A 25,066-nucleotide genomic window follows, 5' to 3' on the forward strand; every position below is an offset into this window, starting at 1 on the left:
TGGGCGCGAGCATCACGCGGACCGGCGCGGGCGGACGTACGCCGTCCAGGTGACCGCCGCGCAGACGCCGTACGCCGCGAGGAAGGCGACGTACGCCGCGTCGCCGTTGCCGACGGACAGGAACGACTGGCGAAAGGCGATGTTCACCAGCACACCGCCGAAGGCACCGACCGCGCCCGCGAAGCCGATGAGGGCCGACGCGCGGGCGTCCGAGTCCTGACCGGGCGGTGCGGCGGCGTGGCACAGGGCAGGGATCATCTTGTACGTCGAGCCGTTGCCCAGACCGCTGAGGACGAACAGGACGGTGAACGCCGTCACGAACAGCGGCAGCGAGTGCGCGCGGGAGGCGACCAGCGCCAGCAGGGCGCCGCCCGCCATCGCGGCGAAGGTCACCAGCGTCACCCGCGCCCCGCCGAAGCGGTCGGCGAGCCGTCCGCCCACCGGTCGCACCAGGGAGCCGAGCAGCGGGCCGAGGAAGGTCAGGTACGCGGCGCTCACCGGCGTCGCGAACCTCTCCGCGAACTGCACCTGGAGCACCTGCCCGAAGGCGAACGAGAAGCCGATGAACGAGCCGAACGTGCCGATGTACAGCAGGGACACGAGCCAGGTGTGCCGCCAGGTGAGCAGCTCGCGGAGCTGACCGGGGGAGCGGGGCAGCCGCAGGTCGTCCATCCGCAGGGCGGCGCACACCGCGGCGGCGACGATGAGCGGCACGTAGAGCAGCACCAGCACCCGGGGGTGGCCCGCGCCCGCGGTGGCGAGGACGGCGAGCCCGGCGAGCTGCACCGCCGGAACGCCCAGGTTGCCGCCGCCCGCGTTGACGCCGAGGGCCCAGCCCTTGAGGTGCTGCGGGTACAACGCGTTGACGTTCGCCATGGAGGAGGCGAAGTTGCCGCCGCCGACCCCGGCGAGGCAGGCGGTGAGCAGCAGCGTGCCGTACGAAGTGCCGGGCTCCAGCACGAGGGCCGTCGTCACGGCGGGGATCAGCAGGAGCAGCGCGCTGACGACGGTCCAGGTGCGACCGCCGAAGACGGCGACGGCGCGGGCGTACGGGATGCGCAGGAACGCGCCGAGCGCGGTGGGCAGCGCGGTCAGCAGGAACTTGCCGGCCGGGTCGATGCCGTACTCGGGACCGAGGAAGAGGACGAGGACCGACCACAGGCTCCAGACGGAGAAGCCGACGTGTTCCGCGATGACGGACCACAGCAGGTTGCGGCGGGCGGTTCGGGCGCCGCCCGCCGCCCAGAAGGCGGGGTCCTCGGGGCGCCAGTCGGTGAGTTCACGGCGGGGACCGGGGAGCAGACGGGGAAGAGCGCTCGGCTGGGGTGCGTCGTCTTCGCGGATGCCGGGCGGGTCGGCGGGGTGGGTGCTGGTCGTGGACATCGTCAACTGCCTTCCATCAGACGTGGGTTGTCCGCTCAGCTCACGACCGCGCTCGTGCGCACCCGCCACACGGGCAGCCGGGCGGGCGTGCCGTCGGGTGCGGTGGGTTCGTCGAGGCAGGCACCGGTCTTCAGGTCGAAGACCTGCTTGTACATGGGCGACGCGACCACAGGCGTGGCGCCCCGACTGCCCAGCAGACCCCGGGACATGACCTGGGCGCCGCTGAACGGGTCGCGGTTTCCGACCGCGTGGAGGTGCCCGGCGCGGTCGCGGAAGAGGGCGATCTGCTCACCGCCGAGCAGCAGGGCCACACCACGGCCCGGGACGAGGTCCGCGTACGGCACCACAGGGATCCAGCGGGTGCCGTCGTGGACCTCGACGACGGTGTGGTCGTGCCCGACAGCCGGGAAGGACCCCTGCGCGGGGGCGAGTTGGGCGGCTGGGGGAGCGGGGGCGACGGTCATCGGCTTGTCTCCTGAGCGGGTCGGGCGGTCGGGGCGGCGGTGAGGACGAGGTCGCGCGAGTCCGCCGGGCTCCGCAGCAGACGGCCGTGCTCCCCGGGGCGCGCCGGGCGGATCTGGCCGCGTTCGGACACGAAGGTCACGGTGGGATCGGGCAGGTCCGGGGCGTTGGCGAAGGACGCGAAGCGGCGCAGCCGGTCGGGGTCGTCCAGGACGCCGGCCCACTCGTCGGTGTAGCTCGCGACGTGGCGGGCCATGAGGGCGTCCAGGTCGGCCGCGACGCCGAGGGAGTCGTCCAGTACGACAGCCCGCAGATGATCCAGGCCGCCCTCCAGCCGCTCCAGCCAGGGCGCGGTGCGCTCCAGGCGGTCGGCGGTGCGGATGTAGAACATGAGGAACCGGTCGATGGTACGGATCAGGGTCGCCTTGTCGAGGTCGGTGGCGAGCAGGTCCGCGTGTCGTGGGGTGGTGCCGCCGTTGCCGCCGACATGGAGATTCCAGCCGGTGGAGGTGGCGATGATCCCGAAGTCCTTCGACTGCGCCTCGGCGCACTCCCGGGCGCAGCCGGAGACGGCGGACTTCAGCTTGTGCGGGGCGCGCAACCCCCGGTAGCGCAGCTCCAGTTCGATGGCGAGCGCGGTGGAGTCCTGTACGCCGTAGCGGCACCAGGTCTGCCCCACACAGGACTTCACGGTCCGCAGCGCCTTGCCGTAGGCGTGCCCGGACTCGAAACCGGCATCGACCAAGCGGCGCCACACGGCAGGGAGTTGGTCGACGCGAGCGCCGAGGAGGTCGATGCGCTGCCCACCTGTGATCTTGGTGTAGAGACCGAAGTCCCGGGCCACTTCCCCGATGACGATGAGCTGATCCGGGGTGATCTCGCCGCCCGGCACGCGCGGGACGACCGAGTAGGAGCCGTTGCGCTGGATGTTGGCGAGGTGGTGGTCGTTGGTGTCCTGGAGCGCGGACTGTTCGCCGTCCAGGACATGGCCGTTGCCCAGGCTCGCCAGGATCGAGGCGACGACGGGCTTGCAGACGTCGCAGCCCTCGCCGGTGCCGTGACGGTCGAGGAGCGTGCTGAAGTCGGTGATGCCCCGTACGCGGACGATCTCGTACAGCTCGGCGCGGGTATGGGCGAAGTGCTCGCACAGATCGCGGGACACCTCGGTGCCGGACGCGGCGAGTTCGTCCCGGACCACGGTGGTGAGTGCCTTCACACAACTCCCGCACCCGGTACCCGCCTTGGTGCACTGCTTGACCCCGGCGACATCGGTGAGCCCCTGCTCCCGTACGGCAGCACGGACGGCGCCCCCGGTCACGTTGTGGCAGGAGCAGAGCACCGCATCGTCGGGCAACTCCGGGGTGGCACCGCCGCCTTGAGCGGAGGGCAGCACCAACTGCTCCGGCGGCACGGTCAGCGGCTTCCCGGCGAGCGCGAGCGGCCGCAGTACGCCGTACGCCTCGGTGTCGCCCACCAGGACGCCGCCGAGCAGGGTGTCGTCGGCGCCGATGACGAGCTTCTTGTAGACCCCGGAGCGGCTGTCGGTGAACGTGACGTCGAGGGCGCCGTCGGCGGTACCGTGCGGGTCACCGAAACTGGCCACGTCCACGCCGAGCAGCTTGAGCTTGGTGGAGAGGTCCGCTCCGATGAACTCGCCGCCATCTCCGCATAGTTGACGCGCGACGGTCTCCGCCATCGCATATCCGGGAGCGACCAGCCCGTAGACCCGCCCGTCGACCGCCTGCGCGCTCTCCCCGATGGCCCACACATGCGGATCGGCGGTGCGGCACGAGGCATCGACACTGATCCCACCGCGCTCTCCCACCGACAGACCACAGTCACGCGCCAGTTGATCGCGAGCGCGTACCCCGGCCGAGAACACCACGAGATCGGCGCGGAGTTCCGTACCGTCCGACAGCCGCGCCGCACGAACGCGTCCATCGGCGCCCGCGTCGACGAAGGAGGTCCCGGCGCCGGTGTGCACGTGCACGCCCAGCTCCTCGATCTTGCGACGCAGCACCGCTCCGCCGCCCTCGTCGACCTGGAGCGCCATCAGCCGAGGGGCGAACTCCACCACATGCGTGTCCAGTCCGAGAGCGCGCAGCGCACCGGCCGCCTCCAGACCGAGCAGCCCGCCGCCGACGACGATCCCGGTACGGGCGCGCGCCGCGTCCGCGCGGATGGCGCGGACGTCGTCCAGCGTGCGGTACACATGGCAGCCGGGCAGGTCATGGCCGGGCACCGGCGGGACGAAGGGGTACGAGCCGGTGGCCAGCACCAGCGCGTCGTAGCGCAGGATGCGTCCTGAGGCGCTGGTGACGGTGCGGGCGGCGCGGTCGACGGCGGTCGCGGGGTCACCGAGGTGCAGGGTGATGCCGTGCCGCTCCATGAACCCGCCCTGCACCAAGCTCAGTTCCTCGGCAGTGGTACCGGAGAACCAGCTCGTCAGGTGGACGCGGTCGTAGGCGGGCCGGGACTCCTCGGCGAGGACGGTGACATGCCAGGCGTCGGCGCCGGGCTGCTCGTACAGCGCCTCCAGGAAGCGCTGGCCGACCATGCCGTGGCCGACGAGCACCAGCTCCTTCGGGGCAGTGGGGGCGGTCATGTGCGGGACTCCTCGACGACTCGGGCGGACAGGGCGCGCGGCGGAACGGTGAGCAGGGACAACGGGTCCGGTCCGACGGACCGGCCGGTGAGATAGGCACGGGTGAGACTGCCGACGGTGGTGAGATCGCCGACGAGGATGGCGCCGACGATCCGGTCCCCGCGCAGCACGAGCTTCTTGTAGGCGCCACGGGTGGCATCACCGATGCGCAGCACATCGGCACCCTCCTCGGCGGCGTCGCCACACGCCCCGAACGCGGCGTACTCCACGGCGCCCGCGGTGAGACGGCTCATCGGACGCGAGCCGGTGTAGCGCGCCCCGGGATCGGCGCCGGAGAGTCGGTCGGCGAGCACGTCGGCCTGCTCCCAGGCGGTCGTGGCCAGCCCGCACGGCGCGGCACGGTGCTCGGCGCAGTCCCCGATGGCGTAGGTGTGCGGGGCGCAGGCGAGGGTGTCGTCCACGACGACGCCGCGCCGGACAGGCAGCCCGGCGGCGCGAGCGAGACCGGTACGGGGACGCACCCCGCAGGCGAGGACCACGAGATCGGCGTCGAGCCGGTCGCCGCCTGTCAGAGTGACGCCGAGACCCTGGTCCAGAGCCGGGGCGCGCTCACCGAGGTGCACGCTGACCCCGAGGCGCCCCAGTGCGGTGCGCAGAGCGGCACCGGCTTGGCGGTCGAGGTGGCGTTCCACCAGGTGGGGACCCTGATGGACGATCTCCACGCGCAGACCCCGAGCGGCGAGGGCGTGGGCGACAGAGACACCGAGCACCCCACCGCCGATCACCACGGCACGCCCGGCGGAGTCCGCGTCACGGTCGAGGCGGGTGCAGTCGTCGAGCGAGCGCAGCACGTGCACACCGCCCTCCGCGTCCGCCAGACCGCGCAGCGGCGGCAGCACGGGCTCGGCGCCGGTGGCGAGGACCAGGTCGTCGTACGTCTCGCTGCTGCCGTCCGCGAGTGTGAGGGCGCGGCGCCGGGTGTCGACGGCGACCACCTCGGTCCCGGTACGCACGCGCGCGTCCCCGGTGGGCAGCGCGAGGGCGTCGGCCCGATGGCGCCCGGTGAGGACATCGGTCAACAGGGCGCGGTTGTAAGGGACTTGCCGCTCGGCGCCGTAGAGGACGGTCTCCGTGTGCCCCGCGTGGGCATGGAGTTGCTGGGCGAGGCGCGCGGCGGCCATCCCGGCGCCGATCACGGCGACGCGGCAGGGCTTCATACGCCGACCGCGACCGGTGTGGCGGGTGCGACGGTTTCGCGGACCCGGGGGAGTGCCGCCTTCTCGACCCGCACCGCGCACACCTTGAACTCCGGCATCCGCGAGACCGGGTCGAGCGCGGGGTTGGTGAGCAGATTGGCGCGTCCCTCGCCGGGCCAGTGGAACGGCATGAACACCGTGTCCGGCCGGATGGCGGAGGTGACGCGAGCCGGGGCGGTGACGGTGCCCCGGCGGCTGGTGACGGTGAGCAGGTCGCCGTCCCGCACGCCGAGCCCGGTGGCCAGATCGGGGTGCAGCTCGACGTACGGTCCGGGCGCGGCGGCGGTCAGTTCCGGCACCCTGCGCGTCTGGGCGCCGCTCTGGTACTGGCTGACGACGCGCCCCGTGGTCAGGTACAGCGGATACGCGTCGTCGGGCTCCTCGGCGGCGGGCCGGTGAGAGGGCGCGGTGAACCGGGCCCGTCCGTCGGGGTGGGCGAAACGGTCGAGGAACAGGCGCGGCGTGCCGGGGTGGCCCGGTGCCGGGCAGGGCCAGAAGACGCCGTCCTCGGCCGCGATCCGGTCGTAGGAGATGCCGGAGTAGTCGGCGGGCGCCCCGGCGGTGGCCCGGCGTAGTTCGGCGAAGACCTCCTCGGGGTCGCCGGGGAACCCCGTTGTGTGGCCCAGGCGTTGGGCCAGCCCGTGCAGCACGTCCAGGTCGCTGCGCACACCGGGCGGCGGAGCGACGGCGGCGCGGCGCAGCAGCACCCGGCCCTCCAGATTGGTCAGCGTGCCGGTCTCCTCGGCCCACTGGGTCACCGGCAAGACCACATCGGCCAGCAGCGCCGTCTCCGACAACACCACGTCGCACACCGCGAGATGGTCCAGCGCGCCCAGCCTCCGCGTGATGCGCGCGGCGTCCGGCGCGGAGACGACCGGGTTGGACCCCATGACCAGCAGCGCCCGCACTCCGCCGGGTTGGCCGAGGGAGTCCAGCAACTCGTAGGCCGACGGCCCGGAACGCGGCAGCGCGCCGGGGTCCACGCCCCAGACCCCGGCGATGTGCGCCCGCGCCTCGGGGTCCTCCAGAGAGCGGTAGCCGGGCAACTGGTCTGCCTTCTGCCCGTGTTCGCGGCCACCCTGCCCATTGCCCTGCCCGGTGAGACAGCCGTAGCCGCTCAAAGGCCGCCCTGCCCGCCCGGTGGCCAGACACAGGTCGATCCAGGCGCCGACCGTCGCCGTGCCCTTGCTCTGCTGCTCGGGACCGCGCGCGGTGAGCACCATGGAATGCGGGGTGCGGGTGAACAGAGCGATGGTGTCCCGGAGTTGGGGGACCGGGACGCCGGTCAGCGCCTCCACACGCTCGGGCCAGTGGGCCATCGCGGCGGCGCGGGCGTCGGTCCAGCCGGTGGTGCGCGCGGCGATGAACGCCTCGTCCAAGTGCCCTTCGGCGATGGCGAGATGGAGCAGACCGAGCGCCAGGGCCAGGTCGGTGCCGGGAAGGGGCTGGAGGTGGAGGTCGGCCAGCTCGGCGGTACGGGTCCGGCGCGGGTCGACGACCACCAAGGTGCCGCCGTTCTCCCGAAGTTCGCGCAGATAACGCACGGCGGGCGGCATCGTCTCGGCCGGGTTGGCGCCGACCAGGATTACGCAGCCGGTGCGCGCCACGTCCGCGAGCGGGAAGGGCAGACCCCGGTCCAGACCGAAGGCGGCACGCGAGGCGGCGGCAGCGGAGGACATGCAGAACCGCCCGTTGTAGTCGATCGAGCGGGTGCGCAGCGCGACACGGGCGAACTTGCCGAGCAGGTAAGCCTTTTCGTTGGTGAGCCCGCCACCGCCGAACACCCCCACGGCGTCCGGTCCGTGAGTCTCGGCGGTCCCGGTCATCGCCGCCGCGACCCGGTCCAGCGCCTCCTCCCAGGACGCCTCGCGCAGCCCGTCCGCGTCACGCACCAGGGGAGCGGTCAGCCGTACGCCGGGCGCCAGCAGCGCCGCCGAGGTCTGTCCCTTCCCGCACAATGCGCCCCGGTTCACCGGGAATTCGTCGCGCCCGGTGACCTCGGGCACCCCTTTGGTGGTGCGCAGCCGCATCCCGCACTGGAGGGAGCAGTACGGGCAGTGAGTGTCGGTCATGGCAACGAGGCTGTCCCGCCGCCGTTTCACAAGGCGCTCGGCCGCGTTGCCCGTACGGTACGGAACGCGCACACCCCCGCCGGAGCGGTGTGCGGGCCAGGACATCTTCCGTAACACGCGGGCGCGTTGCGGTAACCGCGACGTGACTGGCGGGCAACGACCGTGACATGGCGCCCCCGGAGCCTCGGGGACATGAAAGCCGGTACCAGGGAGACGGCCGCCGCGCTCACCGGATTCACGGTGGGCGTCACGGCGGCACGCAGGCGGGAAGAGCTGACGGCGCTGCTGCGGCGGCGCGGCGCACGGGTGACGGAGGCGCCCGCGCTGCGCATCGTGCCGCTGGAGGACGACGCGGCACTGCGCGCGGCCACCGAACGCTGCCTCGCCGCCCCGCTGGACTACGTGGTCGCGACCACCGGCGTCGGCTGGCGCGGCTGGATGAGCGCCGCCGAGGGCTGGGGATACGGCGCCGCGCTCACCGCCGCCTGCCGGGACGCCGAGGTGCTCTCGCGGGGCCCGAAGGCGACCGGAGCGGTCCGGGCCTGCGGCACGACGGAGACCTATTCCCCCGCCTCCGAGGCGGTGGACGAACTGCGCACCTGGCTGCTGGCCCGCGACCTCACCGGACGCCGGATCGCCGTCCAGGAACACGGCGCCCCGCTCCCCGGCCTCGCGGCGGCGCTGCGGGAGCGCGGCGCGGAGGTCGTCGAGGTGCCGGTGTACCGGTGGGCGCCGCCCCACGACCCTGAGCCGGTACGACGCCTCGCCGAGGCAACGGCGCGCGGCGACGTGCACGCGCTCCTGTTCACCTCCGCGCCCGCCATCACCTCCTTCCTGGAGCACGCGGAGACGGCGGGCCGCTACGACGCGGTGCTGGAACGCCTGCGAGGAGACGTGCTCGCCCTCTGCGTGGGCCCGGTGTGCGCCCGGCCGCTCCTGGAGGTGGGCGCGGAACCGGTCTGGCCCGCACGCGGACGCCTCGGCGCGATGGTCCACCTGCTCACCGCCACCCTGCCCGACCGCAACCGGCACCTGATCCCGGTCGGCGACCGGACCCTGGTCCTCCAGGGCAACGCCCTGCTCCTGGGCGGCGACGAGGGCTCGGCAGCGGAGGAGGCGGCGGAGGAGACGGAGGCGGTCTGGCTGACGCCCGGCTCGGCACGCATCCTGCGGGCGCTGGCCGAGCAACCCGGCTGGGTGGTCGGCCGCCGCGAACTGCTGCGCCGCGTATGGCCGGGCCAAGCGGCGGACGAGCACGCGGTCGAGGCGGCGGTGACCCGACTGCGAGCCGCCCTGGGCCCCTACGCCGGACTCGTCCGCACGGTCCCCAAACGCGGCTACCGCCTGGCCACGGAGCCCACCGCCCGCCCGCAGGCAGGCACCCGGTGAGCGCCGCCCCCACCCTGCTGGCCGTCGCCCACGGCACTCGCGACCCCCAAGGAGTCCGCACGGTGCACGCCCTGCTGGACAAGGTCCGCCGCACACGACCCGGTCTGCGGGTGCGGGCCGCATGGCTGGACCTGGTCGAACCCTCGGTCCCGCAAGCGCTGGCGGAACTGCGAGGCCAGGCCGTCGCCGTCCCCCTCCTCCTGGCCAGCGGCTACCACGTACGCACCGACCTCCCCACCCTCCTGGCGGACGCGACCCCCACTCAGGTCCGTGTCGCCCCAGCCCTCGGACCCTCACCTCTGCTGGCCCGCGCCCTCGCCGCCCGACTGTCCGAGGCGGGCCGCCCGGCGGGCGGCGCCCCGGTCGTCCTGGCCGCCGCGGGCTCCTCCGACCCCCGAGCCCGCGCCGACACACTGGAATCGGCGCGCCTGCTGGCGGCCCACCTCAACGCACCGGTGACAGCCGCATTCGCCGTAGGCGAGGGCCCCTCACCCGCCGAGGCGGTCACCGCCTGGCGGTCGGCGGGTCACCCGGACGTAGCCCTGGCGACCCACCTCCTGGCCCCGGGTCACTTCGCCCGCCACCTCACCGGAACGGGAGCCCGTTGGACGGCGGCGCCCCTGGGCGCGCAGCGGCGGGTCGCGGAGCTGGTGCTGCGCCGGTACGACGAGGGGGTGCGAGGGCGGTCGAGCGGATCCTCGGCGCGCCCGGCGCTTTGCCCAGCACTTCGGTCGGCGCCACCCGCTCGCGCCTGAGCGCACCCCTCCTCGACCGCTCAGCGCGCTCCGGGACCCGTCCGCACGCGCCCCGCTCGCCAGGCACCCCCGCGCAGGTCCCCGTAGATTGAGGCCGACACCGCTGGGAGGTCGGAGATGCGGCACACCGTCACAGTCGCGGGCCCCGCGGCGCCCGATGTCGTCTGGGAGCGCTACGCGCGCTACGACCGCTGGGCCCACTGGGCACCGCATCTGCGTGCCGTCGAGACCCAGGGCGACGTCATCCGGCCGGGCGCACAAGGCGTCGTCCAGGTCGCGGGCGTACTGCGCGGACGCTTCCTCGTCACGGAGGTCGACCGCCCGAAGGGCGCCTGGACCTGGCAACTGGTTTTCCTCGGCATCCCCGTACAGGTGGCCCACACGATGTCCGCCCACGGAACGGGCACCCAAGTCGCCGTGGACCTCACAGCCGCCTGCCCGGTACCCCTGCTCTACGCCCCCATGGTCCACTGGGCGCTGCACCGGCTCACCCGTGTCTGAACCGAGCCGCCCGCAGGGTCCGCGCAGTCCTCAGTCCCACCAGAACGTCCAGTGCCTGCTGCCCACCAGCGCCTCCTCCGCGTAGAGGCGCAAGGTCTCGTACCCCTGCCAGAGGTTGTCACGGCAGAAGGCGAAGTGCTCGACGGCGACCGCGAGAGCGTCTTCCACCGTCTGCGGGGGTGCCGCCACGGACAGGTCCAGACGGTCGTGGGAGAGGGCTATGAGCCGAACGCCGAAGCGGTCCTCCCACGAGCGGAGGACGGCGCACAGCCGAGCCGCGTCGTCCTCGTCACCCACCGGTCCCATCCAGCCGATCGCCGCCGCAAGATCCGCGGAGCGGGCTGCGGGAGCCAGGGCGAGGCGAGGGCTCGAAAGCCGGTGCTCCACGAGACTGGCGGCGACTTCCGCGGCGATGGCGTCCGGATCTGCCGCCGCAAGTCGCCTCGGCGCCAGCCCGGGCCAGTCGCCGGTGAAGGGGGCGATGGTCTCGCCCGCGTCCTCGTCGTCCTCGTTCTCCTCCGTGTCCGCCACCGCAGCGTGCCAGAGCTCCTTGAGGACGTCCTCGGCGCCGTGATCCCCCGGGACGGACATCCTGCCGGGGCTCAGCTCCGTCGCGTGCTCGGACGTCCCGGGCACGACCGGCTCGCTGACGCAGTTGCTCAGTCCACCCGCACCACGTACTTCCCCCGCACTCCACCCGCCTCCAGCGCGCGATGGGCGTCGGCGACGGCCGCCAGCGGATAGACCGTGTCCACCATGGGACGCAGATCGCCCCGGACCACGTGCCGCGCGAGGTCGTCCAGCAGAGCCCGCTGCGGATTGCCGCTGAAGAAACGGATCCGGCCACGTCCGTGCACCGCACTCGCGGCGATGGAGGCGAGGGACACCACGGGCCGGGACAGGTCGAAGGCGATGGTGACCATACGCCCGCCGGGACGCAACAGGCTGCGATGGACAGACAGTTGAGTACCCACCGTGTCCAGTACGACGTCGAAGCGGCCCAACTCGTCCGGGCACACGGCACGGTGGTCCACCGCCTCGTCGGCGCCCAGCTCGCGGACGAAGTCGAGGTTCGCCGCGCGAGCCAGACCGGTGACGTGGGCGCCGTGCGCCTTGGCCAGTTGGACGGCGGCGTTGCCGACCCCGCCCGCCGCCCCGCGTACGAGGACCCTTTCACCGGACCGGAGCCGTGCCTTGTCGCGCAGGGCGGTGACGGCGGTGGTGGCGACCGGGAGCGCGGTCGCCGCCACCAGGTCCAGCCCGTCCGGCACCCGTCCGACCCGCTCCGCGGGCACCGCGACGTACTCGGCGGCGCTGCCGAACCCCGAGCCGCGGCCCAGCACGCCCCACACCCGGTCGCCCACCGTGATCCCGGCCGTACCGCCGCCGAGCGCGACGACCTCGCCGGTGAAGTCGAGACCCGTACGCTGCGGGAACCGGCTGCCGGTCACGAGGCGCACCTTCCCGGCGCGAGCGGCGAGTTCACCGCCGTTCACGCTGAACGCCCGCACCCGTACGAGCACTTGACCGGGACCCGGCGCGGGCCGCTCGGTCTCCCCGACGCGCAGCACCTCGGGGCCGCCGAAGCGGTCGACGAATACGGCCCTCATGGTGTTCTCCTCTGCTGGTACCGAGCTACGGGTGCGGAGCTACGGGTACGGCGCCCGCCGGAGGCGCCCGGCGGCTGTTTCCCGAGGCTAGGCTGGCAAACGGACGGCGTCGTCCGTTTACGCGGAGGTGAGAGACAGTGACCGGGGATTCCTCTCGGATGGCACCCCCGGGCGTGGGCCGGTACGCGGCGGCCGACCCCGCCGAGGAGAAGGGGCTGCGCCTGGACGCCCGCCGCAATCGCCGCCGCATCCTCGCCGCCGCCCGCGAGGTCTTCGCCGAGCACGGCATCGACGCCCCGATGGCGACCGTGGCCCGTCGCGCCGGGGTGGGTGTGGCGACGCTGTACCGCCACTTCCCGACCCGCGACGACCTGGTCCGAGGCGCCTTCGCTCACCAGATGTCGGCGTGCGCACGGGTGTTCACGGAAGCGGTGGCCGACCCGGAGCCGGGGCGCGGCTTCCGGCGCCTGGTGGTGGAACTGTGCCGCCTCCAACGCGAGGAGCGCGGCTTCCCGGCGGCGTTCCTCGCGGCCTTCCCGGACCGCGCCCACGAACACGCCGAAGCCCGGTCGGATGCCGAGCGCGCCCTGTCCGCCCTGATCCGCAGAGCCCAGGCGGCGGGCGCCCTCCGCCCCGACTTCCACCTCTCCGACCTGGCCGTCGTCCTCCTCGCCCACGGTGGCCTGGTCGCCGCCCTCCCCGACGACCCGGCCGCGTCGGCCCGCCTGGTCGCCTACCTCCTCGACTCCTTCCGCCCCGCCCCGCAGCACGGCACCCTGCCACCCCCGGGCGACCTGAACCTGTCCGGGCTGCCGGTCACGGCGCCGGGGTCCGGCTGAGGAAGGGGCCACCGGGTCCGACCGGTCGGCAGCGACTCGTCACGACACCCGCCTTCGTTCCCCTCCGGCGCAACCGCGTACGCATAGCGTGATCACATGACCACAGAAACGGACCGTCCCGTTCTCGACGACCGGCGGTGGAAAGCGCTCGGGGTCTGTCTGACCGCGGGCTTCATCTCCCTGCTCGACGTCTCGATCGTGAACGTGGCGCTGCCTTCCATGGAGCGCGGGCTCGGCGCCTCCGAAGCCACCCAGTCCTGGGTGGTGTCCGGGTACGCCCTCGCCTTCGGGCTCGCGCTGGCCCCGGCGGGACGGCTGGGCGACCTGCGGGGACGCCGCCAGGTGCTGCTGTTCGGCCTCGCCGTGTTCACGGCCGCGTCCATGGCGTGCGGTCTCGCCGCCGGACCCGCCTGGCTGGTGGTGTTCCGGATGGTCCAGGGCGCGGCAGCCGGTGTGGTCGCACCGCAGACCTCCGGACTGATCCAGCAGATGTTCCAGGGCGCCGAACGCGCCCGGGCGTTCGGCTTCCACGGCAGCGTCATCGCCGTGTCCACCGCCGTGGGCCCGCTCGCGGGCGGACTGCTCCTCCAGGCGTTCGGCACCGAGCACGGCTGGCGCTGGGTGTTCTTCGTCAACGTGCCCATCGGCGTGGCCGCCCTCGTCGCCGGACACCGGCTGCTGCCCCGCCTCCCGGTGCCGAGCGGCAGACGGGAGAAGTTCGACCCGGTCGGCGTACTGCTCCTCGGCACCGGCGTCCTCGCCCTGCTGCTTCCCCTGGTCCAGGAACAGCAGTGGCACGGCCGGGCGAAGTGGCTGCTGCTCCCGCTGGGCGCACTGCTGCTGGCGGCGTTCTGGATGTGGGAGCGCAACCGGGGTCGCACGGGCGGAGCCCCGCTGGTCGACCTCGGGCTGTTCTCCCTGCGCTCCTTCACGCTCGGCACCCTGATCAGCCTCACGTTCTTCGGCGGGCTCACCACGATCTTCTTCGTGCTGTCCCTGTTCCTGCAGAACTCCGTGGGATACAGCCCCCTCGCCGCCGGTGTGACGATCCTGCCGTTCGCCGCCGCCTCCGCGGTCGGCGCCGCCTTCGGGGGACGCGCCGTGATGCGCTACGGACGCAGTCTGGTCGTCATCGGTCTGAGCGGCGTGATCCTCGGGCTGCTGGGCGTCGTGCTGGCCGTTCGGTGGGTGCCCGGCGAGCACGTCGGCTGGGCCATGGCGCTCCCGCTGCTCATCGGCGGCATCGGCTCCGGCCTCACGGTCTCGCCCAACACGACCCTCACCCTCATGCTCGTACCGGTACGACGCGCCGGGGCGGCCGGGGGAGTCATGCAGACCGGTCAGCGCATCGGCTCGTCCGTAGGCATCGCCGTGGTCGGCGCCGTGTACTTCGCACACCTCGCCAACCACGGCCGTGCCACGACTGCCCTTCAGCTCGGGCTGCTCACCGCCGCCGCCATCATCGCCCTCGCCCTCGTCCTGGCCGTGGCGGACCTGCGCGAGCGCCGGGCGCACGAGGGCGACGACGACCTCGCGGCGACGCCCCGGCCGGGCGTGGGGGAGAGCGGGGCCGGCGAGAAGGCCGGCCAGGGGGTCTGAAGCGCGCGTCAGTTCTTCGAGGCGCGTGGCAGACCGCGCGCCGCGAGAAGAACCATCGAGATCTTCAGCGCGGTCGAAATGGTCAGAGCCTGGAGGAAGGGCATCCCCATGAGCCACAGGGCCACCATCATGACCGTCAGGACCAGCAGCACCGGCACCAGATGGGTCTGCCCGACCGCGGACCGCAGCACACCGGTGAAGGTCCGGGACCGATTCACCGTACGGTCCGCGTCCCCGCGGATCTCTTCTTCGTCGACGTGCGGCATTCTCATTTCCTTCGTGCTCAGGCGGGAGCGAGCGCGGGCAGCAGCCGCAGGGCGTTCCCGCGGTTGATGCGGCCGCGTTCCCGCTCGCCGAGGGCGGGGTCCGCGTCCAGCGCGGGCGTGGTCACCTCGGTGACCACGCGGGTGGGGGTGGGCGGCCAGTCGCTGCCGTACAGGATCCGGGAGACACCCGCGGCGGCCAGCAGCGTGGGGGTGGCCGACGGGGACATCGGCGCCGCCGTGTCGTAGTAGAAGCGGTGCAGGTAGTCGCGGACGCGGCCGGGGTCGACCGCGGGGGCGAACTGGCGCCCGAAGACCTCGATCCGGCCCGCGATGTACGGCAGATACCCGCCGCCGTGCGGGAGGACGAAGGTGAGCCGCGGGAAGCGGTCCAGCGTGCCGTTCATGATCAGGCTCAGGGCGGCGTGCGTGGTGTCCATGAGGAAGTCGCACACGAACGGCGGTACGCCCTGGGGTCCGCCGGAGGTGGCCACCTGCATGGGGTGCGTGCTGATCACGGCGCCGCGCTCGTCCAGTTCCGCCATCAGCGGGTCGAGCGCGGGGTCGCCCAGGAACGTGTCGCCCGCGCTGGTGCGGGCGCTCACGCCGACGGCCCCGAGCTCGTCCATCCCGTGGGAGACCGACCAGCGGGAGAGTTCGGGGTCGTCGAGGAAGACGGGCGTGAAGAAGGCGAACCGCCCTGCGTGCCGGGCGGTCAGGGCACCGGCGGCGTCGAGAGAGACTCGCGCGCTCTCCTTGCGTACCGCCGGGTCCTTGGAGCGGCCCAGCATCGCCACGGTCAGGACGCTGGTGCGGGTGCCGGTGCGGTCCATCAGGTCCAGCGCGGACGCCTCGTCCCACCGCGTCCACGGCGGCAGGTTGTCCGGGTCCACCATCCCGTTCTCCGTGGCCCACCGCACCCATTCGGGGGCGGTGTAGTGATGGTGGACGTCTATTCGCTCGTGTCGGGCGTCGTCGCCGCCCAGCGCGGCGCGGCGACCTATGTCGCCCGGGGCTTGCAGGTCGGTCGGCATGGAAGCACTCCCTACGGGGGTGTGGGGTTCGGGGGTCTGACGGCGGATCAGCGGCTGAGGAGACCTTCGAGGACCCGCGTCAGCTCCAGCTCGGGGTCGGCCGGCAGGTCCGTCGAGCGCCAGGCGACGATGCCGTCGGGGCGGACGAGCACCGCGCCCCGCGAGGTGACCCCGTGGACGGCGGCCCAGTCCGCGCCACCGGCGCTGGACGCGGCCGTGGTGTCGAGGTCGAAGTCCGCACCGGCGCCGACGCGGTAGGACACCAGCGGGACGTCGAGCCCGGCCGAAGCCGCCTTGGCGGCGTACGGCCACGGGCCGTCCACGGTGCCGCAGAGCAGGACGAAGGACCGCTCGTACAGATCGACGGTCGACCTGCTCTCCCCGTCGTGCACGACGGACATGTGCGGGGCCCGGGTACCGGGGTCCCCGTCCAGGCGCAGCTCCTCCGGGATGGTCGGCGCCTCGGTGTCCGCGCCGGACACCGCCGTGGAGAGGTAGCGGTAGCCCAGCGACACGGTCATCAGGTCCGTGCTCTGCGCCGTGGCCTGCGCGGCCGCGTAGCCGGGGTGCTCCTCGCGGGCCGCCTGCTCGATGGCCCGCGCGATCGTGGCCAGGGCGACCGGACGCCGCTCGTTCTCGTACGTGTCCAGCAGCCCCTCGCCCGCCCAGCCGCGCAGCACCGCGGTGACCTTCCAGGCCAGGTTGTGCGCGTCCTGGATACCGGTGTTGGAGCCGAACGCGCCGGTGGGCGGCATCTCGTGCGCCGAGTCACCGATGAGGAAGACGCGTCCCTCCCGGTAGCTGTCGGCGACCCGGTCCGCCGCGTGCCACGGGGCGCGCCCGGTGACCTCCACGTCCAGGTCCCGTACCCCGGCGGCGGCCCTGATGTGGTCCGCGATGCGCGTGTCGGTGAAGGACTCGAGCGTCTGGCCGCGCTCGGGGAACCACGGGATGTGGAAGACCCACTTCTCCTCGTTGTCGACGGGCAGCAGGACCCCGTCGCCCTCGGTCCCGTTCAGATAGCAGACCAGGAAGCGCTGGTCGTTCACCACCTCGCGCAGCAGCTTGCTGCGGAAGGTGACGCTGACGTTGTGGAACAGGTCGCCCGCGCCGCTCTGCCCGATGCCCAGACGCCTGCGCACGGGGCTGCGCGGACCGTCTGCCGCGAGGAGGTAGGCGGCGCGCCTGGTGTACGTCGACCCACTCTCCCGGTCGAGCAGTTCGCACGTCACGCCGTCCGGCTCCTCGGTGAAGGAGACCAGCTCCGTACCGAAGCGCACGTCCCCGCCCAGGCGACGGGCATGGTCCAGCAGGACCGGCTCCAGGTCGTTCTGGCTGCACGCGCAGCGCACGGTCGAGCACAGCCCCTTCTCGGGGGCGCCGCCGGTGAGCCGGGCCGAGAGCCACCGGCTGTCACCGCCCGAGAGCCGGTCCGTCTGCAGGATGCCGTGATTGCCGGCCAGGCAGGACGCGGCCTGCCGGATGTCCGGCTCCAGACCGGCGGTGCGGAACAGCTCCATGGTCCGCATGTTGTTCCCCCGGCCCCGGGGGTGCTCCGACGTGGCGGCCCGGCGCTCGGCGACCATGTGGCTGACGCCCAGTCTGCCCAGAAACACCGACGCGGACAGTCCGACGAGCGAACCGCCCACGATCAGTACCGGCAGCATTTCTTCGTTTTCTTCGACTTCCGAGGCACGCTTGTCCACGGCCCGTCCTCCTCCAGTGACCCAGCGGTGGTTCGGGCAGCAATTCGAACTCGTGGCGGCCCTGATTCCGAACCTGTCACACGGTCACCGGGTCGGCAATCGAGCCTTCCCTCGGACGGCGCATTCACCATTCCCATTTCCCTGCCGGACCGAAGAGACGGGTCGGCGTCAGGGTGAATCGCGTTTTCCCGTTCCGCGTGGCGTCAATGAATTTCTGCGTTCCGGCGTCAAGCCGCCTCGTGCCACTGCGGAAGACCACTGCGGGAAGAGAAGAAGGACCGTCGATGACTCAGTTGCAAGAGCAGGAGAACGCGGACGAGACAGCCCGGGCAGTGGACGCGGCGTCCCGCGGTTGCCCCGTGTACCGCGCCAACCCGCACCCCCTCTACCGCCACCTGCGCGAGAACGCGCCCGTCGTCCGGATCACCCCGCCGCACGGCGTGGACTCGTACCTCATCACGCGGTTCGAGGACGCGAAGGCCGCCCTGGCCGACCCGCGGATCAGCAAGGACATGTACGCGGCCATCGACGCCTACCGGTCCATCTTCGGCGACTCCTCCATCGCCCTGGACGACAACATGCTGTTCGCGGACCCGCCGAAGCACTCGCGGCTGCGCCGGATCGTCAGCAAGGCGTTCGTCCCCCGCCGCATCGAGGCACTGCGTCCGCGCGTCCAGGAGATCACCGACGCGCTGCTCGACCAGTGCGCCGGACAGGACTCCGTCGACCTGCTGTCCGCCTTCGCCTTCCCGCTGCCCCTCCAGGTGATCTGCGAGCTGATCGGCGTCCCCGAGGAGGAGCGCGCCGAGGTCCAGCAGTGGTGCAGCGTCGTCGCGCGGACCGGCTTCAGCAAGAAGGACAAGGACAAGCTCGCCGAGGCGGAGACCACGCTCCGGGAGTACTTCGAGGTCCTGATCGCCCGTAAGCGGCAGCACCCCGAGGACGACCTGCTCAGCGTCCTCATCCAGACGCGCGACGAGCAGGAGTCCCTCACCGACGGCGAGTTGCTCTCCACCCTGTGGGTCCTGCTCTTCGCGGGCCACAAGACGACCGCCTACCTCATCGGCAACGCCGTCTACACCCTGCTCACCCACCCCGAGCAGCTCCAGCAGGTCATCGACTCGCCCGACCTCCTCCCCAACGCCATCGAGGAAGTCATCCGCTACGAGGGCTCGGTCGAGAACGCGACCTTCCGCCACGCCCTCGAGGACATCACCATCGCGGGCACCGTCATCCCCAAGGGCGCCCTCGTCCAGATCGCCGTCACCTCGGCCAACCGCGACGACGCCGCCTTCGGCAACCCCGACGTCTTCGACATCACCCGCCAGGGCGTCCAGAGCAACCACCTCGGCTTCGGCACGGGCCCCCACTACTGCCTGGGCGCTCCGCTGGCCCGCATGGAAATGCAGATCGCCCTGACCTCCCTCTTCCACCGCTTCCCAGCCCTCTCCCTGGAAACCCCGAACGACGACGCCAAGTGGCTGACGGTCCCGTTCCCGGCGTTCCGCGGACTGACGGAACTGCGGGTGGGGCTGGGATCGGGCGGGGTTGCGGCGGGGCGGGGGGCGGAGATGGCCGAGAACCTGTGATTCCACGCGCCCGGAGGCCCTGCCAAGGGCGTCGGACATGGCGGCGTGTGATCAGGAAGGCGACGAGGTCCGTCAACGGCTGTGACCCGCAACGCGGGACGCGGCCGTTGACGCTTCGAGCACCGCCTCGCACCTGGTCGCACGCCGCCTGTGCGCTGTCCATGGCCCCCTGGCCGCCGCTCGCCTCCCGCGCCGGGCGTTCGCCGGACGCGGCCACCGCCGGCACGCATCGCCGGACCACGTCGGCAGACCGTGCATCCGGCCAGGGCGGGGAAGCCGAAGCATCTAGGGACAAGCGCGGTGGCCATGCGGGGCGGGGAGGGAGCCCGGAGCGTGCCGCCGGTTGCCGAGGGCGAGAGGGGTGCCTGCCATGGACGAGATCAGCCTCTCGGCGCGAGAGTGCAGGGTGCTGGCCGAGTTGGAGGAGACGCTACGACACGATCGCGCGGCCGTCCGCCTCCGCCGCAGGACCCGGCTCCTGAGACTGCGCGTTCCGGCAGCCGCCGCCGCGGGGCTCTCCGCCGTGTCCTTCACGCTGCTCGGGCTCGCCGTGGCTCTCACGAGCCCGGCACTCTGCTGCGCCTTCGGGGCCGTATGGCTGACCACGCTGATCGTCCTTGCCCGGCTGACCTTTCGACGGAGCCGTGACTGGGTCTGGAAACCGTGCGAATGACGTGAGACCGCGGGCTTTTCGGAGGCGGCTCTTCGCATCCGATCGGCATCGTGGGAGTGAAACAGGTGGGAGAAGAGCGGTTCGTCGCCGACTTGAGCGGTCGAGACCGTCGGCAGGACCGGGCGGCGGGGTCCGGGAGCACGCCTCCGCGCCGCCCGGCCACGTGACCGAGGCCCGCGGCCCCCCGCGCAGGCGGACGGCTTCTCGCGAAGGAGGTCGAGTCCGACGGCGTCGACCGGGCGGACCGATGGGGCACGTTCATCGCCACCTGGCCCGCGACCTGGTTCGGCTTGGGACAGGCTCTCGGGCACTACGAAACCACCCAGGGCTGAGGCCCTTTCCGGTTCCGGTCCCGTCCGAGGACGCCCCCGTTGTCAGTGCCACGTGGCATGGTTCCGATCATGTTCGACGGACTTCATGACATCGACTGGGCGTCGATGGAGCACGCGTACGGCTCCGCCGGGGAGGTACCGGCGCTGCTGTGGGCCCTGCGCTCCCCGGATCCCGAGGAACGCCGCAAGGCCCTCGACCGGTTCTACGGCGCGGTCCATCACCAGGGCAGCGTGTACCCGCCCACGGCGGCGAGCCTGCCCTTCCTGCTGGAGCTGGCAGCCGACGGTGCCACGCCCGAACGGGCCGTCGTCGTCGCGCTGTTGGTCAGCATCGGCCGGGCATCCCTGGACCTGGGCTTCGAGGACGACGGGACCGAGATCGAGTACTACCCCCCGACGGGCTGCGGGCAGGCCGTCGCCTTCCTGCGCGAGCGGGGCGGGGAGTTCGTCGAACTCGCCCGCGACCCCGACCCGGACGTCCGTCTGGCCGCGATCGGCGGGCTGGGGCTCTTCCTCGACGACGCCGACCGCGCCGCCGAGGTACTGCGCGAGAGGCTGGCCGCCGAGCACGGCCTCGCGGCGCACCTCGGCATCCTGGAGGCGGCGGCCACCCTGGCCCTGCGTCAGCCGTCCGTCTCGCCACAGGTGACGCGCTGGCTCGCCGGGCTCGCCCGTGACGCGGAGCAGGGTCCGGTGACCCGGCTGGCGGCTCTGGTCCAGCGGGCCCGCTGCGCCCCGGACGAGATCGGCGCGGACGTGGTGCCGTCCGCCGTCGGCCTGCTCCGCGAGACCGTACGCGCCATCCCCGTGCGACGGATACCCCCGAGCGCGAGTCGCCCGGCGGCACCCTCGGACGGCGTCGCGCCCCAGATTCTCGCCGCCTTCGAGGATCTCGACCGGCACACGCGCGTGTCCGCACCGACCACGGCCCTGCTGCGTACGTTCCACGAGGCTCTGGGGGACCGGGTGCCCGAGCGCAGCGCCGTACTGGCCGCACAGATGAGCAGCCCCGACCCCGGCTCGTGTCTGGACGCGATCCGTATGAGCGGGGAGCTGATGCGCACCTGGCGCGGGGACCACACCCGCCTCGTCCTGCTCGTCGCGGATCAGCTCACCACGGCCGACCACGAGGTCGCCGCCGAGGCCGCGGTCGTGCTGGCCACTTGCCATCCGATCGCCACCCCGGCCCGGGAGGCACTCGCCACGCACATCGACGCCCAGCGTGCGGCGCACGGCCCGGACGTCTGGGCCGCCTCCGACGCGCGGCTGCGCAGAAGCCATCAGGAGGCCGTCCGGGCCCTCGCCCGCCTCGGCGACGCACGTGCCCTGCCGAGTCTGCTGGCCGCGCTGGACAACGACGTCGACGCCTGGCGCGCGGTCGAGGTCGCCGGACAACTGCCGCAATCGGCGGACCAATTGGTGCCCCGCCTCGGGGAACACCTGCGCCGCGTCGACCTCTCCCAGCAGTGCAACGAGATGAGCGCCAACGCGATCCTGTCCGCCCTGTCCACCCTGGGCGACCCGGCCGTGGTCCCCGTGGTGGCGGACACCCTCGACGCCGCCGTACGCCATGAGCAGCACGGCGTCACACGATCGGCCCTGATGACGCTGAGTGCGTTCGGCCCGGCGGCAACCGGTGCGCTGGGCACGATCCGGTCGCTGACCGGTGCCACCGTCAGGCGCGTACGGCCCGCCGCCGTCGCCGCGCTGTGGGCTGTCGGCGGCGACCTGGCCGAGGTGATGCCGCTCCTGCTCGACCTCCTTGCCGACCACATCACCTTCCACATCGGGGACGCGGCCGATCTGCTCGGCGAGATAGGCCCACCCGCCTCCGCCGCACTGCCGCGCCTGCGCGACCTCCTGACGCACGACTACGAATGGGTGCGGGTGCACTGCGCCGCCGCACTCTGGGAGATCGCCGGCCCGGCCGAGGCATCGGCCGCGCTCGACGCCCTGCTGCAGGCCATGACCAAGAACCCCGCGACGGCCAACCACGTCTTGACCTGCCTGGATCACATGGGCCCCCTCGCCGCCCCGGCCCTCCCCCTGCTCCGCGAACAACTGGCCCAGCCCCGGCGCGGTGGCAGATTCCAGAGCATCGAGAACGACGAGGAACTCCAGCGCGTCGCCCACACCCTCATCGCCAGGCTCGCCTGAACTCGGCACAGCCGCCGTCCGGGGGCGGGCGCGCAGGTGGTCGCAGCAGAGGGAGCGGACTCCCCTCCTCGCCGCCCGAGCCCGGCTCGACCGCTCCCGGAGGCCGAACGGACTGTGGCCCATGGAAGCCAAGAACCACCCGGCCGTCGATACTCCGATGCCGACGCCTCCCAGCGCCAGGGAAGTTGGCCGAAACCTCTCCGCGGCGACGGCGCCCGGACACGGCCGACCGCACCCACCTGCCCCGCCGCAGCCTCAGGCTCATCCGCTGGAGCCGACGGGACACCGCGCTCAACTCGCCGCCACCACAAGCCCGTTGTCGCAAGCATTGACAGCCCCGACCCGCAGGCGCACCGTGGGAGCGCTCCCAAGACACACAGGTGCCCATCCCCAGCGCGCCCCACAGCCGGGCACCAACGCGCGACGCGACGACGAACCCCGGAACCGCGCCCAGGACCGCTGGGCGCGACTCCGGACCCGTCCGTGGCGCCGCCCCCGCAGGGCCCCCGCACTCCGCCCTGCGCAACCCGCGCACTCCCGCACCCGTACACCGTGACGTCCCTACAGGAGCCCCCATGTCCTCCCGTGGATCCACACCCCCACGCCGTCGCCGCCCGAGACGGGCCGCCGCACTGGCCACCGGTGCCCTTCTCGGCGCGCTGTCCCTCACCGCCGTGCCGCAGTCGGCGTCGGCCGCCGCCAAGCTGGACAACCCCTACGTGGGCGCCAAGCCCTACGTGAACCCCGACTGGTCGGCCAAGGCGGCGGCGGAGCCGGGTGGTTCGGCGGTGGCGGACCAGCCGACCTTCGTGTGGCTCGACCGCATCGCCGCCATCAACGGCACGTCGGAGGCGCGCGGCCTCAAGGCCCACCTCGACGCGGCGAAGGCGCAGGGCGCCAACCTCGTCCAGCTCGTCATCTACGACCTCCCGGGCCGGGACTGCGCCGCCCTCGCCTCCAACGGCGAGCTGGGCGCCGACGAACTCGGCCGCTACGAGAGCGACTACATCGACCCGATCGCGACCGTCCTCGCCGACCCGGCCTACGCGAGCCTGCGCATCGTCAACCTCATCGAGCCCGACTCGCTGCCCAACCTGGTCACCAACGCGGGCGGTACGGCGGGCTCCACCCCCGAGTGCGCCACGATGAAGGCCAACGGCAACTACGAGAAGGGCGTCGGCTACGCCCTGCACAAGCTCGGCGCGCTGCCCAACACCTACAACTACATCGACGCAGGACACCACGGCTGGCTCGGCTGGGACACCAACCTGGTGCCGTCCGCGCAGGAGTTCAAGAAGGCCGCGACGACCAGCGGCGCCACGGTGGACGACGTGACGGGCTTCATCGTCAACACGGCGAACTACTCGCCCACCAAGGAGCCCTACGTCAAGATCACCGACACGGTGAACGGCACCACCGTGCGCCAGTCGAAGTGGATCGACTGGAACCAGTACGACGACGAGACGACGTACGCCCAGGGGCTGCGCTCCGCCCTCGTCTCCCAGGGCTTCGCCAGCGGCATCGGCATGCTGATCGACACCTCGCGCAACGGCTGGGGCGGCTCTGCCCGGCCGACCGGTCCCGGACCCACGACCAGCGTGGACGCCTATGTCGACGGCGGCCGGATCGACCGGCGTATCCATGCCGGGAACTGGTGCAACCAGAGCGGTGCCGGACTCGGTGAACGCCCGGCGACCGCACCCGACACGGGCATTGACGCCTACGTGTGGGCCAAGCCGCCGGGCGAGTCCGACGGCGCCAGCAAGGCCGTCGACAACGACGAGGGCAAGAGCTTCGACCGGATGTGCGACCCCACGTACACCGGCAACGCGCGCAACGGCAACAACCCCACCGGAGCGCTGCCCGACTCGCCGCTGGCCGGACACTGGTTCCCGGCCCAGTTCCGGCAACTCCTCGCCAACGCCTATCCGCCGGTGGGCAGTTCGGGCGGCGGAGGCGGAGACACCCAGGCGCCGACCGCCCCCACCGGCGTGGCCGTCTCCGCGACGACGGCCGACAGCGTCTCCCTCACCTGGCACGCGGCGACCGACAACACCGGAGTGACCGGGTACGACGTCTACCGCGGCGGCACCAAGGTCGGCAGCGCCACCGGCACCTCGTACACCGACACGGGACTGTCCGCCAGTACCACCTACACGTACACCGTCAAAGCCAAGGACGCGGCGGGGAACGTCTCCGCCGCCTCGACGGCCGTCTCCGCGACCACCAAGGCGTCCGGCGGCGGAGGCGGCTCGACCGGGCTCAAGGCGCAGTACAGGAACAACGACTCCGCCGCCACCGACAACCAGATCAGACCCGGACTCCAGCTCGTCAACTCCGGCTCCGGCGCCGTCGATCTGTCCATGGTGACGGTCCGCTACTGGTTCACCGGCGACGCCGCCAACGCCGGTTATCAGACCTGGTGCGACTACGCCCAGATCGGCTGCGCGACCGTGAAGACGACCGTCACGGCACTCCCGGCAGCCCGCACCGGCGCGGACCACACGCTCGACGTCACCTTCACCTCGGGCTCGCTGGCCCCCGGCGCGAACACCGGTGACCTCCAACTGCGCCTCGCCAAGGCGGACTGGTCCGCGTTCGACGAGACCGACGACTACAGCCGCGGCACGGGCACCTCGTACGCCGACGCCCCCAAGGTGACCGTCTACGTGAGCGGCACGCTGGCCTGGGGCACCGAGCCGTAGACCGCCGAACACGAGAGCCGGGGGAACCAGGCGGCCCTACGCCCGGTTCCCCCCACCGGCCCGGCTTCCGATGCCAAGCGAGCCCGGGTCGGGAGAAGTCATCTGTCCCCCCCACGTTCGGACGGAAGGAACCCCC

At 72.6% G+C, this 25,066-nt stretch carries 19 protein-coding genes; 9 read left to right on the forward strand and 10 right to left on the reverse strand.

Going from position 1 to position 25,066, the window contains the following annotated elements:
• Positions 1–12: 12 nt before the first annotated feature.
• From IF655_RS22915 to IF655_RS22935, 5 genes are read right to left on the reverse strand one after another with little or no spacing between them, the layout of a single operon-like run.
• Positions 13–1,383, reverse strand: a complete 1,371-nt coding sequence (locus IF655_RS22915; protein WP_199586962.1) for a NarK/NasA family nitrate transporter — start codon at positions 1,381–1,383, stop codon at positions 13–15.
• 35 nt (positions 1,384–1,418) lie between these two features.
• On the reverse strand, positions 1,419–1,847 hold the full coding sequence (locus IF655_RS22920; protein WP_199586963.1) for a nitrite reductase (NAD(P)H) small subunit: 429 nt from the start codon (positions 1,845–1,847) through the stop codon (positions 1,419–1,421).
• Positions 1,844–4,450 carry a nitrite reductase large subunit NirB gene (gene nirB, locus IF655_RS22925; RefSeq protein ID WP_199586964.1) on the reverse strand — a complete coding sequence of 869 codons (2,607 nt, stop codon included), beginning with the start codon at positions 4,448–4,450 and terminating at the stop codon, positions 1,844–1,846. Before nirB ends, IF655_RS22920 begins: the two co-directional genes overlap by 4 nt.
• Positions 4,447–5,667 (reverse strand): NAD(P)/FAD-dependent oxidoreductase, encoded by a 1,221-nt coding sequence (locus tag IF655_RS22930; protein WP_199586965.1) that lies wholly within the window; start codon positions 5,665–5,667, stop codon positions 4,447–4,449. Before IF655_RS22930 ends, nirB begins: the two co-directional genes overlap by 4 nt.
• Positions 5,664–7,778, reverse strand: a complete 2,115-nt coding sequence (locus IF655_RS22935) for a molybdopterin oxidoreductase family protein (RefSeq protein WP_199586966.1) — start codon at positions 7,776–7,778, stop codon at positions 5,664–5,666. The genes IF655_RS22930 and IF655_RS22935 overlap by 4 nt, the downstream gene beginning before the upstream one ends.
• Before the next feature lie 192 nt (positions 7,779–7,970).
• Here IF655_RS22935 and IF655_RS22940 point away from each other — a divergent pair, with 192 nt between their 5' ends.
• The 3 genes from IF655_RS22940 (at position 7,971) to IF655_RS22950 (ending at position 10,423) form a co-directional block, all read left to right on the forward strand.
• Positions 7,971–9,167 carry a uroporphyrinogen-III synthase gene (locus IF655_RS22940; RefSeq protein ID WP_199586967.1) on the forward strand — a complete coding sequence of 399 codons (1,197 nt, stop codon included), beginning with the start codon at positions 7,971–7,973 and terminating at the stop codon, positions 9,165–9,167.
• A complete protein-coding gene (locus tag IF655_RS22945) occupies positions 9,164–9,922 on the forward strand; it encodes a sirohydrochlorin chelatase (protein WP_199586968.1) in 759 nt (252 codons plus the stop codon). The genes IF655_RS22940 and IF655_RS22945 overlap by 4 nt, the downstream gene beginning before the upstream one ends.
• A gap of 117 nt (positions 9,923–10,039) precedes the next feature.
• A complete protein-coding gene (locus IF655_RS22950; protein WP_199586969.1) occupies positions 10,040–10,423 on the forward strand; it encodes an SRPBCC family protein in 384 nt (127 codons plus the stop codon).
• Positions 10,424–10,453: 30 nt separating this feature from the next.
• Here the strand turns inward: IF655_RS22950 and IF655_RS31550 are convergent, their stop codons facing one another.
• Together IF655_RS31550 and IF655_RS22960 are read right to left on the reverse strand one after the other, a co-directional pair.
• Positions 10,454–11,059, reverse strand: a complete 606-nt coding sequence (locus IF655_RS31550) for a DUF4253 domain-containing protein (RefSeq protein ID WP_307815021.1) — start codon at positions 11,057–11,059, stop codon at positions 10,454–10,456.
• 23 nt (positions 11,060–11,082) lie between these two features.
• Positions 11,083–12,033, reverse strand: coding sequence for an NAD(P)-dependent alcohol dehydrogenase (locus IF655_RS22960; RefSeq protein ID WP_199586970.1), 951 nt, complete (start codon positions 12,031–12,033; stop codon positions 11,083–11,085).
• Positions 12,034–12,191: 158 nt separating this feature from the next.
• Between IF655_RS22960 and IF655_RS22965 the strand changes: the two genes are divergently transcribed.
• Both IF655_RS22965 and IF655_RS22970 read left to right on the forward strand, forming a co-directional pair.
• Entirely contained in the window at positions 12,192–12,872 is a 681-nt protein-coding gene (locus tag IF655_RS22965; protein ID WP_199586971.1) for a TetR/AcrR family transcriptional regulator, read from the forward strand.
• A 96-nt stretch (positions 12,873–12,968) separates the two neighbouring features.
• Entirely contained in the window at positions 12,969–14,471 is a 1,503-nt protein-coding gene (locus IF655_RS22970) for an MFS transporter (RefSeq protein WP_199586972.1), read from the forward strand.
• Positions 14,472–14,479: 8 nt separating this feature from the next.
• Here the strand turns inward: IF655_RS22970 and IF655_RS22975 are convergent, their stop codons facing one another.
• Genes IF655_RS22975 through IF655_RS22985 form a run of 3 tightly spaced genes read right to left on the reverse strand, consistent with a single transcriptional unit; the run spans position 14,480 to position 17,435 of the window.
• On the reverse strand, positions 14,480–14,737 hold the full coding sequence (locus IF655_RS22975) for a hypothetical protein (RefSeq protein WP_199586973.1): 258 nt from the start codon (positions 14,735–14,737) through the stop codon (positions 14,480–14,482).
• Between the two features lie 17 nt (positions 14,738–14,754).
• Positions 14,755–15,768, reverse strand: coding sequence for an amidohydrolase family protein (locus IF655_RS22980; RefSeq protein ID WP_199586974.1), 1,014 nt, complete (start codon positions 15,766–15,768; stop codon positions 14,755–14,757).
• A gap of 47 nt (positions 15,769–15,815) precedes the next feature.
• Positions 15,816–17,435, reverse strand: coding sequence for an FAD-dependent monooxygenase (locus IF655_RS22985; protein ID WP_242488877.1), 1,620 nt, complete (start codon positions 17,433–17,435; stop codon positions 15,816–15,818).
• A 323-nt stretch (positions 17,436–17,758) separates the two neighbouring features.
• Here IF655_RS22985 and IF655_RS22990 point away from each other — a divergent pair, with 323 nt between their 5' ends.
• The 4 genes from IF655_RS22990 to IF655_RS23005 all read left to right on the forward strand — a co-directional run bounded on the left by IF655_RS22990 (position 17,759) and on the right by IF655_RS23005 (position 24,930).
• Positions 17,759–19,063, forward strand: a complete 1,305-nt coding sequence (locus tag IF655_RS22990; protein ID WP_199586975.1) for a cytochrome P450 — start codon at positions 17,759–17,761, stop codon at positions 19,061–19,063.
• Positions 19,064–19,433: 370 nt separating this feature from the next.
• A complete protein-coding gene (locus IF655_RS22995) occupies positions 19,434–19,736 on the forward strand; it encodes a hypothetical protein (protein WP_199586976.1) in 303 nt (100 codons plus the stop codon).
• 401 nt (positions 19,737–20,137) lie between these two features.
• Positions 20,138–22,225 carry a HEAT repeat domain-containing protein gene (locus tag IF655_RS23000; RefSeq protein ID WP_242488878.1) on the forward strand — a complete coding sequence of 696 codons (2,088 nt, stop codon included), beginning with the start codon at positions 20,138–20,140 and terminating at the stop codon, positions 22,223–22,225.
• 575 nt (positions 22,226–22,800) lie between these two features.
• Positions 22,801–24,930 carry a glycoside hydrolase family 6 protein gene (locus IF655_RS23005; protein WP_199586978.1) on the forward strand — a complete coding sequence of 710 codons (2,130 nt, stop codon included), beginning with the start codon at positions 22,801–22,803 and terminating at the stop codon, positions 24,928–24,930.
• The last annotated feature ends 136 nt before the right edge of the window (positions 24,931–25,066 follow it).

The organism is Streptomyces sp. DSM 110735 (genome assembly GCF_016482685.1).
Taxonomy (GTDB): Bacteria; Actinomycetota; Actinomycetes; order Streptomycetales; family Streptomycetaceae; genus Streptomyces.